This is a genomic window from Fontisphaera persica, assembly GCF_024832785.1.
Taxonomy (GTDB): Bacteria; Verrucomicrobiota; Verrucomicrobiia; order Limisphaerales; family Fontisphaeraceae; genus Fontisphaera; species Fontisphaera persica.
This window is the reverse complement of sequence record NZ_CP116615.1, coordinates 3,591,440-3,611,353: the sequence shown is the minus strand read 5'-3', so window position 1 is coordinate 3,611,353 and position 19,914 is coordinate 3,591,440. Positions and strand designations below refer to the sequence as shown.

Below are 19,914 nucleotides of genomic sequence, written 5' to 3'. Positions count from 1 at the left end.
CGGCCCGGCGAACTCCGGGCGGCGTGATGGCATGCTGAAAGTAAAATCATTTCTCGCACTGGATTGCGGGGCGAATACACTCAAACTGGCTGAGTTTGATTTGAACGATCAGGGCGGCCTGCGCCTGCGCCAGTTTGCGACCACCAACCTGGGGCTGCAAGGGGCGCAGGAATCCACCCGGGAAACCGCCACCCTGACGGCGCTGCAGGAAATGCTGGGCAGCGGCAAGTTCAGCGCCAAACACGTCAATTTGTGCGCGCCGGGTTTTCATGTGTTTTCCCGCTTTGTGAAACTGCCGCCGGTGGACGCGGCCAAGGTGGAGCAGATAGTCAAGTACGAGGCGCAGCAAAACGTGCCGTTTCCGCTGGAGGAGGTGGTGTGGGACTACCAGATTCTGGGCACCATGCCGGGGGGCGAGCTGGAGGTGCTGCTGGTGGCGCTGAAGACGGACATTGCCGAGGGGTTGCACCGGATTATTGAAAGCGCCGGCCTGCGGCTGCAGGTGGTGGATGTGTCGCCGGCGGCGCTCATCAACGCCTTCCGCTTCAATTACAGTGATTTGCCCGGCTGCACCATGCTGCTGGACATCGGGGCGCGCACGAGCAACCTGTTGTTTTTCGAGAAGGGCAAGGTGTTTGCGCGCAGCATCAACATTGGCGGCAACATGATTACGCAGGAATTCGCCAATGAATTCCGGCTGCGGTTTGAGGAGGCCGAGCGCCTGAAGATTGAAAAGGGCTTTGTGAGCCTGGGCGGCGCGTACGAAGAACCGGATGACCCGCAGGCGGCGGCGATCAGCAAGATTGCCCGGCAGGTGATGACGCGCCTGCACATCCAGATGAACCAGACCATCAATTACTACAAGCAGAACCAGGGCGGCTCGGCGCCGGACCGGTTGTTGCTTTCGGGCGGGGTCTCGGTGATGCCGTATGTGGCGCAATTTTTCGCGGAAAAGCTGAATTTGCGGGAGCCGGGGCAGGTGGATTATTTCAATCCGCTGCGCAACATTGCGATAGACCCGGGGGTGAATCTGGAGGAGCTGCAGAAGGTGGCGCACACCATGGGCGAGCAGGTGGGACTGGGGCTGCGGAATCTGGCCCATTGCCCGGTGGAGATGAACCTGATGCCGCGCAGCTCGCAGGCGATGGAGGAGTTCAACCGCAAGAAACCGTTCATTCTGGCGGCGCTGTTCAGTCTGGCGCTGGTGTTTCTGGCGGTGGGGGTGTTGCAGCAGAAGATTGTGGAGGTCAAGCGCGACACCATTGACAAGCTCACCGTGGACATTCAGCCCTTAAGCTCGGCGCAGAACAACATCGAGCAGGAAAAGCGGATGCTGCGCGAGCTGGTGGAGGATGCGGACATTTTGAAAGGCTGGCTGGAGATGCGCACCTATTGGGCGGATTTGCTGGGGGTGTTGCGGGAGTGTCTGGTGGCCACCGAGGCGTCCACGCGCCAGCTTCTCAAGCAGGACACGGGCATCTGGATTGAGGACATTTCCCTGGGGGACACTTCTTCCGGACAGCAGACCACGCTGGCGATGCCTGTCCAGGGCCCGCGGCGGCGGGGGTTGCGCTCATGGGATTCGATTGTGGCCGGCCAGCAGACGCCGGTGGCGCCCATTCATGACCCTGTGACCGGAGAGGTGCTCAACAAGGAGGCGGTGCTGGCCAGCATGTCCAACGCCGTGCCGGCGGAGGTGAGCATCACGCATTTGACGTTGAAAATCCGGGCGGTGGACATGACGCCGGTGGACCCGGCGGGCAACACGACGGTGGCGTACGAATTTTTGAAGCAGTTGCAAAATCACCCCCAATGGTTTGACACCAACCCGGCCGCGACCAACGCGACCGCCTTCAAGAGCACCATCACGGTGTCCAGCAACACCTTCCAGACCGAGCTGCTGGTCAAATTGAAACGCCCGATTCCGTTCTGAGTATGTCGTGGGTCAAACGCAATCTGTTTTTTGTCATCGGCGCGGCGGTGGCCGGGGTGCTGATCATTCTGGCGGTGGTGAATTTGATTGGCAAACTGGGCCAGGACAAATTGGCCACCGACGAACTGGAACAGCAATGGCACACCCTCAAGGGGTACTATGAGATGAACCCCTTCCCCAGTCAGGAAAACCTCAATGCCATGCGCGGCGATGTCAACCGGCTGCGGAAATTCATGGCGGACGGGCGGCCGCTGTTCACGCCGGTGAAGGCCACGTTGTACAACACTCCGCAGCAGTTCAAAACGGCGCTGGACAACATGGTGGCCCAGTTGAATGCCAGCGCCAAAAAGGCCGGCGTGCTGCTGCCGCCCCAATTTTACTATGGCTTCCAGGGACAGGCCAACCAGTTGAATTTCTCGCTGGGGGGGATGCGCACGATGTCGCATCAAATGGCCGAGATTCAAAAGTTCTGCGAAATCCTCTTTGACGCCAAGATTAACCGCCTGGAAAGCGTGGCCCGCGCCCGGGCGGGGGTGGACGATGACAACCCGGCGATTCCGACGGCGGAATTGACCGACGAGATGATTCGCACCAACCGGCTGGGCACCATTTATCCGTATCGTTTGACGTTCCGTTGTTTCAGCGGGGAGCTGGCGGCGGTGATGGAGGGCTTTGCGAATTCGCCGCATGGTTTTCTGGTCAAGGCCATGGAAGTGGAGGCGGTGCCCTTGGATGCGCCGGGCGTGTTTGATCCTACGCTGATGCCGCCACCGGGCAGTCCGCCGCCGCCGGGATTCCCGCCGCCGGGAATTCGCCCACCGCGCACCTTTTTGCCGCCGCGCCCCCTGCCGGGAGGCGGGGGCGGGGGGGGCAACGTGCCGCCGGGTTACCAGCCGGGCGGCGGCGGGCGGCCGCCGGGGGGCCTGATGCCGCCAGACGGCGGAGGTCGCGGGGGCGGTGGCCGCGGCGGTGGTGGCCGCGGCGGCCGGGGCGCCATTGAGCCGGGGGGCGCGCAGGATTTATTGCCTTTAAGCCAGCCGCCCAGGCTGCTGGCGGCCGCCGGTTTTCCGGGGGCTTTTCCGGGGATGACGGCGGCCGGCGGTGCACGGACCAACCGGCCGGGACTGGTCACGATTTTGAATGAGAAACCCTTCCGGGTGACCTTGTACATCGAATCCATAGTCCTGTATGGCGCGCCGGCGCCGCGCAACTGAGGCTGACGCATGGAATTCCTCAAGAAACATTACGAAAAAATCATCTTCAGCGCCGTGCTGGTGGGGTTGGCGGCCGTGGTGGCTTACATGCTGTTCCGCATTGAAGGGGAGCGCAAATTTCTGGAAGACAAGCGGGCGGGCATCCAGGCCAAGAAACGGCCTTACACCCCGTTGAACCTGGCGGCCTACGACGCGGCGCTGGCCCGGGCCAAACAGCCCACCAAATTGACTTTGAGCGGGTCGCATAATGTGTTGAACCCGGTGTTGTGGCAGGAGCGTCCGGATGGCACGCGCATCAAAGTGGTGACCGGCACGGAAGTGGGGCCGGGGGCGGCGGTGGTGGCGAGCATCACGCCGCTGCGGACCATCATCAGCCTGGAGGGCATTTCCGGGACCTCCTACCACGTGGGCGTGGTGCGCGAGGCGTCCTTGATTCCGGCCGAGCGCAAGATGGTCAAACGCTACATTTCCACCAACTCGCCCAAGACCGACTTTTTCACGCTGAAAGAGGTCAAGGGGCCGCCGGACAATCCGCAGGCGCTGGTGCTGGAGCTGACGGAGCGGCTGTCGGAAACCCGGGAGACCATCACGATTGCCAAGGACCGGCCGTTCATGCGCAACGACGCCTACACGGCGGATTTGAAATATGACGTCGAGGGGTTGACCTTCAACAAACTGCGGGACGGGGACACAGTTTCTTTTGGCGGGGAGGATTATTCTGTTGAAATCAAGGCGGACGCGGTGATACTGTCCGCCAAATCGTCCACCAAACGAACGATTCTGAAATACGGGAAAGCGAATTAAACGTCATAGATTTATGGTTGTGGCTGCCTTGAGACACGGATTCATGAGGACGGCGCTGGCCGCGTCGGTGATGGGAGTGGTGTGGCTGGCTGCCGATGCGGTGACGCTCTGCGCCCAGACCGCCGTGGACCAGACGGTGGTGGAAGAGGCGGTGCGCCGGCAGGAACAGGCCATCCTCATGCGCAAGAAGCTGGCCGATGCTCAGGCGGCCCAGCAGCGCAAGGACTGGAACACCGCCGTCAAGCTCTACGAGGACGCCTTGGAGTTGGGCAAACGCATCGGGCCGACGGTGGAGGCGGAGAATCAGCAGGTGGTGTCGGGGCTGGTGACCTGCCGCATCGAGCTGGCCAAGGAAGCGCAAAAGTGGGGCCGTTACGGGGATGCCGAGGCGCAGCTCAGCCGCGCCTTTGCGGTGGCGCCGCGCGATGCCCGGCTGCCCAAACTCATGGAGGAAAATCAGCGCCTGCTGAACGAAAACCGCCGCACCTCTCCCAGCAAGGAAATCACGGAAAAGGTGCTGCCGGAAATCGAGAAACTGCGCGAGCAGGTGGACATCATGGTGCAGGACGGCAAGCTGCTTTACGAAGTGGGCCGGCTGGATGAGGCCGAGGCCCGGCTGCGCGAAGCCGCCCGGCTGGACCCCGAAAACAAGGCGGCCTTCCATTATCTGCGGCTAGTGGCCGAGGCCAAGTTTGCCCGGGCCTCCCGCGTGCGCGAATATGACAGCGCCAATAATTTTGTGGAGGTGGAGAACAAGTGGATCAGCCCCATGGCGCGGGTGAACACCCTGCCGGTGCCCAATCCTTATGCCCGGGATACCCGGGTGCACACTTCCAAGGGGCGCCAGATGATCAAGGAGAAACTCGAAAAGATCAAACTGGAGGAAGTCTTTTATGACGGGTTGCGCCTGGAGGATGTGGTGAAAAATTTGTCGGACGAGGCCAAAAAACGCGATCCGGACAAGAAGGGCGTCAATTTCTTCTTGAGCGAGAATGTGGACCCGCCTCCCCCGCCCAGCGCGGCGCCGGCGGCGATTGACCCGGCGACGGGCCAGCCGGTGGCGGTGCCGGTGGAGCCGCAGGAGCCGGTGAACATTCGCGACATTCAGATTCGCATCAATCCGGCGCTGACGGACATGAAGCTGATTGATGTGCTGGAGGTGCTGCAAAAGGCGGCCATGCCCAAAATCAAGTACAGCATTGAAGACTATGCGGTGGTGATTTCGCTGCGGGTGAACGAGCCGGAGACCCTCTACACCCGCGTGTTCAAGGTGGACGCCAATACCTTCTACCAGGGCTTGCAGGGGGTCATGAGCATGAGCTTTGGCGTGGGTGGCGGTGGCGGCGGCTATGGTGGCTATGGCGGCTATGGCGGCGGCCGGGGCGGCTACGGGGGTTATGGTGGCGGCCGGGGCGGCTATGGCGGCTATGGCGGCGGCCGGGGTGGCTATGGCGGTTACGGTGGCGGCTACGGTGGCTATGGCGGCGGTTATGGCGGCGGTGGTGAATCCACCTACGCCGCAGTGGACGTTGCCGGCGGCGGCGGCCGGGGCGGTGGTGGTCCGGGCCAGGCCGGCGGCGGCGCCGGCGGCGGCATTCCCTGGTTGACCGCCACCAATTCCACGGCGCTGGGCGGCACGGTGCGCGCCTTTTTTGAAGCACATGGGTTGACGATGGACCCGCCGAAGGCGTTTTTCTTCAACGACCGCACAGGTTTGTTGATGGTGCGGGCCAGCCTGCAGGATTTGGACATTGTGGAGCAGGCCATTGAAGTGCTCAACATGGCCCCGCAGCAGTTGACCATTGAAGCCCGCATTGCCGAGTTCACCCAGGATGACAGCCGGGCGCTGGGCTTCGACTGGTGGCTGGGCAACGTGCGCATGAACGGCGGCAAGATTGACGCCACCACGGGCACCATGCCCTCCCTGGGGCCGACGCCGGGACAACCGGTGCCGGGTTTGCCGGGCGGCAATGGCGTGTTCCCCGGGCCGGGACCGGCGGGCACGACGCTCACCGGGCCGGGGGCGCAACCGCCTGCGGCCACGGATAACAAGTTGACGCACGGCCTGACGCCGGTGGGTCTGCCGCTGGCGACCTTTACTGGCATCTTGACCGACCCGCAATTCCGCGTGGTTTTGCGGGCGATTGAGAATCGCAGCGGCGTGGATTTGCTGGCCTGCCCGAAGATTACCACCCTGAGCGGCCGCCAGGCGCAAATCAAGGCGGTGGACATCAAATATGTGGTGACCGACCTGGGCTTGGACCAAACCAGCGGCGGCGGTTACTACGGCGGCGTGGGTGGCGTGGGTGGCGTGGGCACGGGGGGCGGCATTGGCTCCATTGTGCAGCCCATCACCGAGCCCATGGAAGTGGGTCCCACGCTGGACGTGGTGCCTTCGGTTTCCGCGGATGGTTACACCATCCAGCTCACCCTGATTCCCACCCTGAAGGAGTTTTTGGGCTACGATGACCCCGGCGCGTTTGTGGCGACCATCCAATCGGTGGGCGGCGCGGGCGCGGCGGCGCCAATCATCACCCCGACGCCGCTGCCCAAGTTCCGCCTGCGGCAGGTGGTGACCTCCTGCGTGGTATGGGACGGCCAGACGGTGGTGCTGGGCGGCCTGATTTCCGAGGACGTCCAGAAAATCAAGGACAAGGTGCCGGTGCTGGGCGATTTGCCGCTCTTTGGCCGGTTCTTCCGCAACGAGTCCTCGAAGACCACCAAGAAGAATCTGGCCATCTTTGTGACGCCCACCCTGATTGACCCGGCGGGCAACCGGCTGCACTCCGACGAGGAAATGCCGTTTGCGGCCAATAACATCCCGCCGCAGAAGCCGATTGTGCCGGTCACGCCGGCCACTCCTGCGCCGTCGGGCGTGCCGGCTGTGCGGCCGTAAAAGCCGGTTTTTCTGGGCCAGCCCCGCAACCTTGCTGCGGGGCTTTTTAATTGGCGGGGCGCGGGACAACCGTATGTTTCCCAGACACAAACGCCTGTTGCTGGTGGATGGCCATGCCTTCGCCTACCGCGCTTTTCATGCCATCCGCAACCTTGCAGCCCCCGATGGCTCGCCGACCAATGCCATTTTCGGTTTCATCAAGACCCTGGGCAAAATGCAGGCGCAATGGCAGCCCGAGTTTTTGCAGGTGGCCTGGGACGGCGGCATGGCAGCCGAGCGCCTCAGCGAGTTGCCGGAGTACAAAGCCCAGCGCCCGCCCATGCCGGATGCCCTGGCCCGGCAACTGGACGGCATCCAAGCCTGGCTGGAAGCGGCCGGACTGGCCAGTTTTTGCCAAGACGGGGTGGAAGCGGATGACTGGATTGCCACGGCCAGCCGGCAGGCCGTGGAGCAGGGGGCGGCGGTCATCATTGCCAGTCCGGACAAGGATTTCATGCAACTGGTGTCCCCGCAGGTGGCCCTGTTGAATCCCAATGACGACGCGGAAACCCTGTGGACGCCCGAGCGGGTGGTGGAAAAGACGGGCGTGCAACCGGGGCAGGTGGTGGACTGGCTGAGCCTGATTGGGGACAGTGTGGACAACATCCGCGGGGTGGAGGGGGTGGGGCCGAAAACGGCGGCCAAACTGTTGCAGCAATTTGGCACGATAAATGCGATATTCGAGCACTTGAACGACCTGAACAGCGATACCTTGCGCACTGCCCTGCAAGCGGCAGAGGCCGTGGTGCGCCGCAATCAACGGCTGATCCGGCTCAATGACCGGCTGCCGGGGCAGGTGGACCTGGAACGCCTGCGGCCTGGGCGGCGGGATGCGCGCCGGTTGCGTGAACTTTACGCGCAATGGGGCTTTCGTTCGCTGCTCAAAGAGCTGGGGCCGGCCATTGGCACCCAGGGTGAGTTGTTTTGAAGGGGCCTGGCGGGCCCCCAAAAAAGGTGTCCCGGCAGGCACAATAAGGTTTGCAAAACGGTGCTGGATTGGTAGAAGGAAAGAACGATATGTCAGCAATTGTACGCGTGTGTGAAAGACTCGCGGTGGCGAGCCTGACGGTGTGGTGTGCCGTCGCGGGCTGGGGACAAATCCCCTATGGCCCGGCCGGCCCGGAGTACGCGCCCGTGGGCGCCCTGGTGGGGGACCAGGTGATGCCGTCGGTGGCGCTGGGGCCGGAGGGCGGCTACCTGGTGTGGCAGGACAACATGACCGATGGACAGGATACCGCCATTGTGGCGCAACGGCTGGGCGCGGGCGCGGTGGGCATTTACGGCTCTTTTCGGGTGAATCAGCAGGGGGCGCGGGAGCAAAGCCGTCCGCGGGTGGCGCGGTTGCAGGACGGCGGGGCGGTGGTGGTGTGGCAGGGGAATCAAAGTGGTTCGTGGGACATTTATGCCACTTTTATTGCCACCAATGGCACGTTTATTACCAGCGATTTACAGGTGAACACCACCACGGCCTTTGATCAAATCAATCCTGCGGTGGCCGTGCTGGCGGACGGCAATGTCATCATCACGTGGGGCAGTTTCGAGCAGGACGGCAGTTATCAGGGGGTGTATGCGCGGCGTTTTAGCCCGGCGGGTGTGCCGCTGAGCGCCGAATTCAAGGTGAGCACCAGCACGTACTTGAACCAGCGCACCCCGGCGGTGGCGGGGCTGGCGGGCGGCAATTTTGTGGTGGTTTGGGTTTCCGAGCATCAGACCTCGGGCGACAATGTGCGCGCGGGGATTTTTGGGCAGCTTTTCAATCCGGAGGGCGTGCCGTTGGGCGGGGAGGTGGCCATCAGCACCACCACCAATATTTGCGCCAACCCGGCCATTGCGCCGCTGGCCAATGGCGGTTACATCGTGGTGTGGGGCCAGCGCGCCGCGGTGTTGCGCGATGCCGATTTTTACGCGCCGGAAAACAGTTGGGACGTGTTTGGGGTGACGTTTTCGGCGCTGGGCAAAGCCGTGCAGCGCAACGCCTTCCGCATCAACACCTTCACCTACGGCGATCAATATACGCCCTCGGTGGCCACGTTGGGCGATGACGCCCTGGTGGTCTGGACGAGCCTGGGGCAGGACGGTTCGCGCGAAGGCGTGTTTGGGCAGTTGGTGGGGGCGAGCGGCCAGTTGTTGGGCAGTGAAATTCAATGCAACGAGCTGACCCTGAATCAGCAGTTGCATCCGGTGGCGGCCAGCAATGGACGGGACAAATTCATGGTGACCTGGACCACCTACGTCAATTTGAACACCAGTTTTGATTTGCGGGCGCGGCGCTATGACTTGCAGCAGGCGCCGCTGGAGGCGCCGCCGGCGCCGTACCTCACGGCGCTGAGCCAGAGCCGGTTGAGTGTGACGTGGCCGCTGCTCGAAGGCCTGCCGGTGACGGCTTATGAGCTGTATGTGGACGGCGCCACCACGCCGGTGGTGGTGACCAGCAACATGCACACGCTGGTGAATCTGGCCCCGGCCAGCCAGCACACCGTGCGGCTGGCGTATCGGCTGGCCGATGGGCGCGTTTCCCCGCAATCCGCGGTTGCGACCGGCAGCACCTGGGGGGCGGACGATAATTACGATGGGTTGCCGGATGACTGGCAGGCCCGGTATTGGGGACCCAACCCGGCGGCGTGGCCGGGCGGGCAGGTGGACAGCGATGGGGACGGCGTCTCGAACTTGTTGGAGTTTCTGGCCGGGACCAATCCGCGGGACGCGCAGAGCGTGCTGAAAATGAGCATCAGCTCCTCGCCGCAGGGGTATCGGCTGAATTGGAACACGCAACCCGGCCAGGTGTATCAGGTGCAAATCGCAGACCGGCTGGGTGACTGGCGGGATTATGGCGCGCCGCGGCTGGCGGCGACGAATACGGACTCGGTGGCGGTTTCCGGGCCGGGGTCCACCGGATTTTATCGCGTTTTGCGATTGCGTTGAGGCAGGCGTTTTTCGAGGCACAAGGTTATGAAACGATTCAGAGCAGTGGGTTTGGCGGTGATGCTGGCGTTGACGGCCTCCTCGCCCGTGCGGGCATTTTCGCTGCTGGGCATTTGGGACACGTGGCAGACGCCCGCAATTGGCTACCAGATTTCGCCGGGGCGCCAGGACATTGGCGGCCCCATGGGGTTGACCGAGGGTTATCGGTGGAATGTGCCGGTCATCACTTACGCTTTTGACCGGAGTTTTCTGTTGTACTTTGGCCAGCGCGGGGTGGAGGAGGTGGAAAAGGCCATCGCCATTTTCAACGCGCTGCCGCCGGTGTCCAATTTAAGCTCGAATCTTACAGAATTCCCGCTGGACGCCAAACGGGTTAATTACCAGGCGCAGGCTTTAGGGGTGTGGGATTTGAAATCCACTACGATGGAGTACCTGATTGAATTGTTGGGTCTGGCGCAGCCGGAGCGGTGGGCGTTTTGTTTGCGGGCGCGGCAGTTGCAAACGGTGGGAAATACCACCGTCACCAACTATCTGGTCATTCAGCGCAATTTTGATCCGGTGACATGGGTGCCCACCCGGCTGGTCAACGGCACCGCCTATTCCTACCAGGTGCTGGAGCCGTTGAGGCCGGGGGATTATGCCGATGCGATCGAGTTTGTGACTGATCCCCTGGCGTTGACTTACACCAGCGTGGCCGCGCAGAACTCGGTGGCCGGCCAGTATTTCACGGGTTTAACCCGGGATGATGTGGGCGGGTTGCGGTATCTGTATCGTTACCACAATTTTGCGGTGGAGAATCTGGCGGCGGGGGTGACCAACGGGCTGGGGGGCGGCACCGGCGGGGGCTACATGATTTGGTGGCCGACCAATGCCACCTTGCAAACCAATTTCTGGGGGGGCACCGGCACCAACACCATCCAGACGACCGGGCTGCGGCCGGGCATTGAAAAAATCACCTTCCAGCGGGTGGATTATGATTCGTTGCTGGGGCAGCAGTTGGTGCCTTACACCCATTACTACACGGATTTGGTCATCACCAATTTCGTGGCTTATCCCCAATATGTGGCGCGCACGGTCACGACACCGGACATCCTCTTCACCGCCGAGGATTTGGGGGTGACGGGGGGGGTGCCGATGCCGGTAGCGATTGAGCGCAATGTGACGTTCACCTCCAATGACGCCTTGAATGGCACCACCACCCAGGCCGGGCCGGGGACGTTGTCCGGGCCGGCGATTATTTCTTTTACTACGCTGTTGCCGGCGTTTTTGAACGACGACACTTACTTTGACGAGGCCAACGCCAGCCGCACGGCCGTGTGGGGCGCGTTTGACGGCACCACCAACGCGCCGGTGGTTTTTCCCAGCATCCTGAGCATTCAGTACATCGAGCAGCAGGTGCAATCACGTTAACTTTTTTGGGTCATGCGCAGAAGTCTTACCACGATGAGGTCATGCGCCGCCGGCTTGCTGGCGGGCGTGATGGTTGCTGTCCAACTCTGGGGCCAGGGCCAGCCGGTATATGAGAACAACAGCGACACGACCTATCAGCCTTACCCGCCGCAGGTGGCGGCCACGGTGTTCATCAACAGCGCGCTTTTCTCGGTGGGGTATAGCTCCATCATAGGCGCGTATGGTTTGCCGTTTGACACGCTGTACACGCTGTATTTCACCAACAAAACCAGCGGCCGGATGGAGGGCTATCCGGGGTTCCGGCTGGATTTCAGCACCAACACCAGCCCGGCGGTGATTGAGCGGTTTCCGGCGGCGGTGATTCACAATCAAGGCAAAATCTACGCCAGCTCGCGGCTGGAGATGTGGGCCACCAACATTGTCAACCCCGGCCAGTTGAGCGTGGGCGTGGAGGGCCTGCTGCGCCTGGTGGGTCAGAACGTGAATCTTTCCCGCAGTTTTATTCGGGTGGGCGGGGATCCGGAATACTTGGAAGTGGATTTGTCCACGATTACCGTATCCAGTGGTTATATCAATCCCCGCGGGGTGACGGATGCCTATTGGGCGGTGGGCCGCGACGGCACGCTGAGCGGCAGCAACGGGGCGGCGCTGAATTTGCCCTTCCTGCAGCAGGGCAGCTTCGCGACGCCTTACGCGAACACGCCCACCCATCAGGTGTTGCAATTGGCGCTTGGAGGCCGCAATCGCATCCAGACCAACATAACCAGCCTGCCGACGTTGTTTGGCCTCTCCAGTTCTTATGGGCAATATGACGCCTTTGTGCTGAGCAACCGGGTCAGCCAGACCAGCGCTGTGATTCAAGTGGTCTTCCTGCCCACCAACAACCTCACTTGGGCCAATGGCATCGTGCCCACGGTGCGCTTCCTGGGCGGGGGTAGCCAGTCGGCCCCGGTGGTGGAGCTGCGCTCGACTTATTTTGATCCCGTCATGCAGGCCACGCGGCAGCTTACGCTGTACCTCACCGATTATTCGATGCAGTTGACCAATTTCAACCTGCTGACCGGTTATGACCGCAAGGCATATCTGGCCGACAGCACGCTCTCGCCCACTGGCACGCGGCGTCCGAACAACTATGAGTTAACCTTTGAGCCGCCGGTTCTGTGGACTAGCTCCGTAGGCCCCAATCTGGCTTACAGCAACGTGACGTTTTATCCGGCCAACGCGATGACCAACCGGGCGACGTATCGGTATGCGGCCTATTCGGCGTTGGTCAATGCCACCAATGATTTATTGGGGTTGGGTATGATTACCCCCGTCCTGTATGCGGACCCCACCAACGCCACGGGGCGTTTGGAAATTCAGGCCGACCATCTGGATTTGCGGCAGTCCCGCATCCATGCGGACAATGTGGTGAGCATTGTGGCGTCCAACCTGGTGGGGAACACCCTGGGCATGGTGGATGCGCCCATGATCAAGTATGATTTGGGCAGCACGCAAAGCGTGTTGCGCATCACCAATCTGGTGGCCAGCACTTACAACCGTTTCTGGGGGCAAATTGCCGCGTGGAGCGCGGTGTGGTCGGTGGATTACACCAATCAAAACCAGTCCACTGGCAACTGGGAGACCAATGAGCTGGAGTACCATGTGATGTTTGTGGATTTCGAGTTTAGTCCGACCGTCCCGGTGTATTTGTGGGAGTTCACGGCCCGGGCAACCAATGTGGTGATAGACGATGCCATTACCGCCGTCACCGCCTTGAAGGTGGACGCGGATTCCTTGACGATTTCGGGCGACGCCTTCCGGCAGGCCGGGCTGGTGCTGCCCTCCGGCTCGGCGTGGGGGCCGGAGACGTTTCCGCGGCTGAAACACCTGACCAACGACGGCAACATCGAGGTGCAATTGGCGGCGGATTTCTCCACGCGGCTGGCGACCAATGACCTCTACGGCCAGCCCGCCGTGGTGGAGGTGCCGTATCTGAATTTCATCAACCGCGGCAACATCACCGGGGCGTCGCTGCGGGTGTACGCCACGAATTTGGTGAACAGCGGCGCGCTGGTGGCCTCTTCCGGGGGCGTGCAATGGCGCCTGACCAACGGCACGCTGGCCGGGGGCTGGATCAGCGCGCTCTCGGATGTGGATATCACGGCGGCCAATCTGACCGCGGTCGGCTCGGCGCTGAGCGCGGGCGGGGCGTTGCTGCTGGACGTGACCAACGCGCTGACGGACGGCGGGCCGGCGTCATTGAATGACTGGCAGGTGGCCGATGGCTTTGTCCTGCCACGGCGGCCGCGCACGGGCAACTTGCTGGGCACGCGCATCACCTCGCATGCGGCCTTCAACACGCTGGTGCGGCACGTGTGGGCGGGGCGGAATCTGGGGGCCACGCCGGCGGGATATTCCAACAATGTGGCGCTGGGGCAGTTGGTGCTGGATGGCGCGGATTTGGCGTTGTTTGAGTTTGCCGGGGCGGGGACCAACGATGCGCTGTATGTGGATTACCTGGAGTTTCGCGGGTTTGCCACCAATGTGGCCAGCGCGTTGCAGATTGCGCCCAATCTGACCATTTACTTTGCCAACGCCAATCTGTCGCCGGACAAGCTCAACGGCGCGCTGGGTGGGCGGTTGCGCTGGGTGTACCAGTACACGGGCGCGTTCAGCTCCACCAACCTGGTGGTGGACGGGCGCACCGTCACGCTGAATGCGGCGCTGTTGCAGAGCATGTTCTCGGACTTGGATGCGGACGGCATCCCGAACAAACTGGACCCGACGCCGTGGCCGAGCGGGCGGGACCTGGATTTCCGGGTGGAGTTTGTGCGGACGCCGGCCTTGCAGGCGCAATTATCCTGGATGGCCATCCGGCACTCCACCAGTCTGGTGGAGTACACCACCAATTTAACGGCCGGGCCGTGGCTGCCGCTGACCACCATCACGCAGGGGCCGCAGAACGGGCGGCTGACGGTGCTGGATCCGGTGCATCCGGGCGCGCCGCGGTATTACCGGCTGCGGGTCGAGCCGTTTATTGGTTTAACGCAACCTTGAGCCGGCGGCGAGGGCCGGCAGCATCATGAGGCGCATGTTTAGAAGTTTAGTCAAGGCCGTCGGCTGCGGCTTGTTGTGGGCCGGGCTGGCCGCCGCGCCGTTGGGGGCGCAAAACGCCAATCTGCTGGTGACCATGAGCGGCACCCCGGGGCTGGTGACGCTGGGCGGCAATGTGACCTACACCATGACGGTGTCCAACATTGGCCCCAGCGCGGCCAATGATGTGCGGCTCACGAATTTTTTGCCGGCGGGGTTCACGTTTGTCAGCGCCAGCGCGACGGTGTCGGGTTCCTCGCTGGTGACCAACGCGGTAATTGGGTTCACCAACAAGCTGTGGCGGTACAATCAGAACGGCCAGGATTTGGGGACGGAATGGCGGGCGGTGGGTTATGATGATGCCTCGTGGCCGGTGGGTTACGGGGCCTTTGCCAACGACAACAACTACACCAACACCTGGCAGGTGCCCACCAACACGTGGCTGCAGCTCGATGCCAACGGGAGCCGCATCCTGACCTATTACTTCCGCACCACCTTTGTGGTGTCCAACGGTTTGAACAATCCCCTCCTGCGCCTGCGTTACCAGTTGGACGACGGCATGGTGGTGTACCTGAACGGCGTGGAGATTTGGCGCACCAACCTGCCGGCGGGCGATATTACCTACAGCACGGGTGCCTCCTCGGCGCATACCGAAAACGTTTTGAATTCCACCAACGTGGCGGTGACCAACCTGGTGGCGGGCACCAATTATCTGGCGGTGGAAGTGCACCAGCAAAGCGCCACCAGCAGCGATATTTACTTTGGCATGGCGGTGGATGTCATTGGCATGTCCGGCGCGGCGGCGACGTATGAAGTGCAGGGGACCAATGTCATCTTCAGCCTCGCCAACCTGCCGGTGGCCGGCACCATGACCGCCACGGTGGTGGCTCGGGCGGGCACGCTGGGGCAGAACACCGTCCGCGCCATCGGGGGCAGCAGCTCACCGGACCCGGCGCCGGGTAACAACACGGCCTCGGTAATCACCCAGGTCAACCCGCCGCCTTCGGCCAATTTGTCTCTGGTCATGACGGATTTTCCGGACCCCATTCAGGTGGGGAATCCATTGACTTACACCTTGATGGTGTCCAATGCCGGCACCATCTGGGCGACGAATACCTGGCTGACCAACACCCTGCCGGCGGGGGTGGAGTTTCTGTCGGCGGTGATTTCCAACGCGGGACTGGTGACCCAGTACACGGCGCTGGTGACCTTCTCCAATACGTGGGCCTACAACCAGTCCAACCTGGCGCTGGGGCTGGCGTGGAAGGAGGTGGCTTATGATTACTCCACGTGGCCGGTGGGGGAGGCGGTGCTGGCGTTTGAAAGTGACCCCCTGCCGCTGCCGATTGGCACGCAGTTGAACATCAGCAATGAGGTGGGCCGCATTCCCACTTATTATTTCCGCTCCACCTTTGACTACCAGGGGCCGCCCACCAATCTGTTGCGGCTGCGGCTGCTGGTGGACGACGGGGCGGTGGTGTATTTGAACGGGCTGGAGATTTACCGCACGACGAACATGCCCAGCGGGGTGATTGGCTTTTTGACGCTGGCTACCAGCGCGGCCACCGAAGGCGTGTTGGTGGAGCCGGTGATTGCGGTGAGCAATCTGCTGGCCGGCACGAATTACCTGGCGGTGGAGGTGCACCAAAACAGCACCAACAGCAGCGACGTGGTGTTTGCCATGCAGGTGGAGGAGGCGCGGGTCAGCCGCGGGGCGTATGTGGTGCAGGAGCCGGAGGTCATCTTCCAACTGGGCAACTTGCCGGCCTACAACGCGGCTTACATCTGGCTGAACGTGCGGCCGCTGGAGGCTGGGTTCATCACCAACACGGCCACGGTGCTGGCGGAGACGTATGACAATAATTTGACCAACAATACTGCGCTGACGTCCACCCGCATTTCCGCCACGCCGGTGGGGGCCGATTTGTCAGTGACGGTGACCGACACGCCGGACCCGGTGATTCAGGGGCAGAATCTGACCTACCAGATTACCGTGCGCAATGCCGGGCCTTCGGCGGCGGACAACACGCGGGTGACCAACGTGTTTTTCCCGGGGGTGCAGTTGGTGAGCCTGGGGCCGGGATGCAACATAGACGGCTCGGCCGTTGTGTGTGATTTGGGCCGGGTGGCGAGCAATGGGCAGGCAACTGCCAGTTTTGTGGTGCGGCCCAACCAGGTGGGGGTGGTGTCCAATATCGTGGTGGTGGGGTCCGACGAGGTGGATGCCAACCAGACCAATAACGTGGCGCTGGTGGGGACGGTGGTGGAGACGTCGTACCGCGCGGATTTGAGCCTCACGATGGAGGATGCGCCGGACCCGGTTATTGTCGGTGAGCGGTTCACCAATTTCATCACGGTGGCCAACGCCGGTTTGTCCAACGCGCCGGCGGTGATGGTGACCAATCGGTGGTTTGGCCCGGCGCAGGTGCAGGCGGTGCGGATGCCGCCGGGGACGGTCCATCAGGATTTGGGCGGCGGCGTGCTGGTCTTTCATCTGGGCGTGGTGCCGGCGGGCAGCAACGTGACGGTGGCGGTGGAGGCGCTGGCTTTGAGCGTGGGCGCCGTGACCAACATGGCCAGCGTCACCACCCCCATCTTGGACCCCAATCCGGCGAACAATTTTGCCCTGGGCGGCACGCGGGTGAATCCGACGCCGGTGGTGGATTTGGTGACGACGGTGCGCACGGTGCCGGCGGTGCCCTATGGCAGTTTCCCCCTGCGCTATGAAATCAAGGTGGAAAACGCCGGCACGTTGAACGCCACGGGGGTGATGTTGACCAACTGGCTGCCGCCCCAGGTTACCCTGGTGGGGGTGACCAATGTCCACGGCAGCGCTACAAATACCGGCAACGTGTGGGTCTTTGGGCTGGGCAATCTGCCCATCGGCGCTGCGGCCACGGTGCTGGTGCAGGTGGTGACACCGCCTTCGGGCACGTTGACCAACATTGCGTATGCGGTCAGCGCGCAAAATGATTACAATTTGACCGATAACCTGGCGGCGCTGGAGACGGTGGTGGTGCCCAGCACGGCGGCGGACATTGCGCTGCAGATGACCGCCTCGCCCAGCAACGCTTATGCGGGGCAGGAGGTGTCGTTGCGGTTGACGGTGGTCAATAACGGGCCGCAGACGGCGACGGGCATCGTGATTACCAACTGGCTGCCGGCCAACGTGCAATACCTGCGGGGCAACGTCAGTGCCGGCTCCTTCCTGAGCGCCAGCAATGCGCAGGTCATCATGGTGCCTTCCCTGGCCAACGGCGTTTCGATGAACGCGGTCATTGTGGTCCGGCCGTGGGGCGATGGTGGGGTGGTGACCAACTGGACGGCAGCGATGACTTCGAGCGCGGATCCCACCCCCAATGAGGTGGCGACGGTGTTGCGCGTCGCGCCGGCGTCCGATGTGCGGGTGAGTGTGACGGCGCCCGCCAGCCCGGTGCCGTCCGGTTCGGTGATGACCTACGGCATTACGGCCCAAAACGCCGGGCCGTCGCTGGCGTCCAACGTCACCGTGTACTGTTATCTGCCGGTGGGGGCGGGTTTCCAGGGCTCTTTCCCCAGCCAGGGCGGCGCCTCGGTTTCCAATAGTGTGGTTTTCTGGAATGTGGGGAATTTGTTGGCGGGAGGGAGCGCCACCTTGGAAGTGGACTTTGTGCCGGGGTCTGGCTCCGTGGCGGTGGGGACAGTGGGCATCACGGCGCCGGCGTATGATCCGGTGCTGACCAACAACACCGTCACCATCACTACGCCGATTTTGCAGGGGGCGGGCGGCGGGGAACTGGTCATCACGCCCACCACCAATGTCACTTCCCTAGTGGCGGCGCTCACGGGCGGGTCCACGGGCATCCAGGTCAAGCGTGCCTCCTTGATGGCGCACCGGCGGGGCACGCGGATGAGCACGGGATTGTTCAACTCGGCCAATATCTTTGGCAGTGGTCAGTCCCTGTCGGGGGTGGCGTTGAGCACGGGGCATGTGGGGGATTATGGCAGCGGCGCGAACACGGACACCGGCCGCACCACGGCGTATGAAGTGGGCGCCACCGCGGAGCAGGAGCTGCTGCTGGACCCGATTACCGCCTCGGAGGAGGAGGAGTACACCCATTACGACGTGACCCAGTTGGACATTTATTTTGAGTTCCTGCCGGGGTATGACCGCGTGACGTTCAAGGTGATGTTTGGTTCGGAGGAGTATCCGGAATATGTGGAATCGCCCTTCATTGACGGTTTTGGCATCTACCTGGACGGTGAAAACATTGCGTACGCGGGCGGGCTGCCGGTGAACATCCGGCATCCGGCGATGATGGTGGTGCCGGGCACGGAACTGGACGGGGTCATCATGTTGGGGGAAACCAACCCGGTGATGGTCTTCACGGCGCAGGTGAATCCGGAATTGGCGGAGCACAAGTTGACATTCATTCTGGCGGACACCAGCGACTCCGCGCTGGACACCACGGTCTATGTGGCCGGCCTGGGGGGCGCGCTGGGTGCGGTGGCGGATGTGGGGATTGAGGGCACGGTGGCGCCTGAGACGGCGCAGGTGGGGCAGCCGTTCACCTACACCTTGCAGGTGACCAATGCCGGGCCGGAAGTGGCCAGCAACACCGTGGTGCGGGCCCGGCTGCTGGCGGCCTTCACCAATGTCACGGTCAGCGTGTCCACCGGCACTTATACCATTTCCGGGGAGGAGTTTACCTGGAATGTGGGCGACCTGGCGCGGCGAGGCAGCGCGCAGGCCACGCTGCGGGCCGCCTCCACGATGGAGGCGTTGTTGCGGCAGACCTTTAATGTGCGCTCCGCGATGAGCGACTTGAACACGAGCAACAATATCGTGGCGCTGTCCAGCACGGCCGCGCTGCCGGGCTCCTATTTCAACCCCGGCCAGATTATCATCCGCGACGGCGCGGCGGCGCTCCCGTATCCTGCGACCGTTCAGGTCTTTGGCCTGACGGGGGTGGTGGACAAGGTCCAGGTGAGCTTGCTGGGGGTGAATCATTCGTTCCCGGCGGACATTCACGCGCTGGTGGTGTCGCCCGACGGGCGGCAGGTGCTGCTCATGGCCGGAGCGGGGGGCGGTCATGATGTCGAAGGATTGACCCTGCTGTTTGCGGATGACGCGCCGGCGGCGTTGCCGCTGGACCAGCCGTTGAACACCGGCGCCTACCGGCCGGGCAACCTGGCGCCCACCAACCGGTTTCCCGGCGCGGGTTTTGTGGTGCAGCCGCAGTTTTCCACCTCGCTGGGCGCCTTCCGCCGGGCCAATCCCAACGGGGATTGGCGGCTGTTCATCTACGACAGCCAGGGCGGGGACGCGGGCGTGATTGCGGGGGGATGGAATTTGCGCATCACCACCGCGCCGGAGCTGAGCCTGGTGATTCAGGGTGGCAACCTGGTGATTTCCTGGCATGATATGCCGGGGTACACCCTCGAAGGCACGGCGTCATTGACGGCCAATCCGCAATGGACGCCGGTGAATGTGACGCCGGTGGTCCGCGAGGGCCGGCGGGTGGTGACGCTGCCGTTGAGCAGCGAATGGAAGTTTTTCCGGCTGCGCCAGCAATAGCGCCGGCGCCGGCTGGGCATTAACGCAATATGGCAAAGAGCTGCGGAGTCCTGGTGAGTTCACC

At 62.7% G+C, this 19,914-nt stretch carries 9 protein-coding genes; all 9 read left to right on the top strand.

Going from position 1 to position 19,914, the window contains the following annotated elements; genetic code table 11:
* Positions 1 to 31: 31 nt before the first annotated feature.
* The 9 genes from pilM (at position 32) to NXS98_RS13445 (ending at position 19,850) form a co-directional block, all read left to right on the top strand.
* Positions 32 to 1,933: a pilus assembly protein PilM gene (pilM, locus tag NXS98_RS13485; RefSeq protein ID WP_283845539.1), complete on the top strand. Its 1,902-nt coding sequence runs from the start codon at positions 32 to 34 to the stop codon at positions 1,931 to 1,933.
* Positions 1,934 to 1,935: 2 nt separating this feature from the next.
* The gene (locus NXS98_RS13480) at positions 1,936 to 3,147 is read left to right on the top strand and encodes an Amuc_1100 family pilus-like protein (RefSeq protein WP_283845538.1); all 1,212 of its coding nucleotides are present in this window, start codon (positions 1,936 to 1,938) and stop codon (positions 3,145 to 3,147) included.
* A gap of 9 nt (positions 3,148 to 3,156) precedes the next feature.
* A complete protein-coding gene (locus NXS98_RS13475) occupies positions 3,157 to 3,951 on the top strand; it encodes a hypothetical protein (protein WP_283845537.1) in 795 nt (264 codons plus the stop codon).
* 19 nt (positions 3,952 to 3,970) lie between these two features.
* Positions 3,971 to 6,847: a secretin GspD/PilQ domain-containing protein gene (locus NXS98_RS13470; RefSeq protein ID WP_283845536.1), complete on the top strand. Its 2,877-nt coding sequence runs from the start codon at positions 3,971 to 3,973 to the stop codon at positions 6,845 to 6,847.
* 73 nt (positions 6,848 to 6,920) lie between these two features.
* Entirely contained in the window at positions 6,921 to 7,814 is an 894-nt protein-coding gene (locus NXS98_RS13465; protein ID WP_283845535.1) for a 5'-3' exonuclease, read from the top strand.
* 89 nt (positions 7,815 to 7,903) lie between these two features.
* Positions 7,904 to 9,808 carry a hypothetical protein gene (locus NXS98_RS13460; protein WP_283845534.1) on the top strand — a complete coding sequence of 635 codons (1,905 nt, stop codon included), beginning with the start codon at positions 7,904 to 7,906 and terminating at the stop codon, positions 9,806 to 9,808.
* A 27-nt stretch (positions 9,809 to 9,835) separates the two neighbouring features.
* A complete protein-coding gene (locus tag NXS98_RS13455; RefSeq protein ID WP_283845533.1) occupies positions 9,836 to 11,218 on the top strand; it encodes a hypothetical protein in 1,383 nt (460 codons plus the stop codon).
* A 33-nt stretch (positions 11,219 to 11,251) separates the two neighbouring features.
* Entirely contained in the window at positions 11,252 to 14,257 is a 3,006-nt protein-coding gene (locus NXS98_RS13450) for a hypothetical protein (protein ID WP_283845532.1), read from the top strand.
* 34 nt (positions 14,258 to 14,291) lie between these two features.
* Positions 14,292 to 19,850, top strand: coding sequence for a choice-of-anchor L domain-containing protein (locus tag NXS98_RS13445; protein WP_283845531.1), 5,559 nt, complete (start codon positions 14,292 to 14,294; stop codon positions 19,848 to 19,850).
* The last annotated feature ends 64 nt before the right edge of the window (positions 19,851 to 19,914 follow it).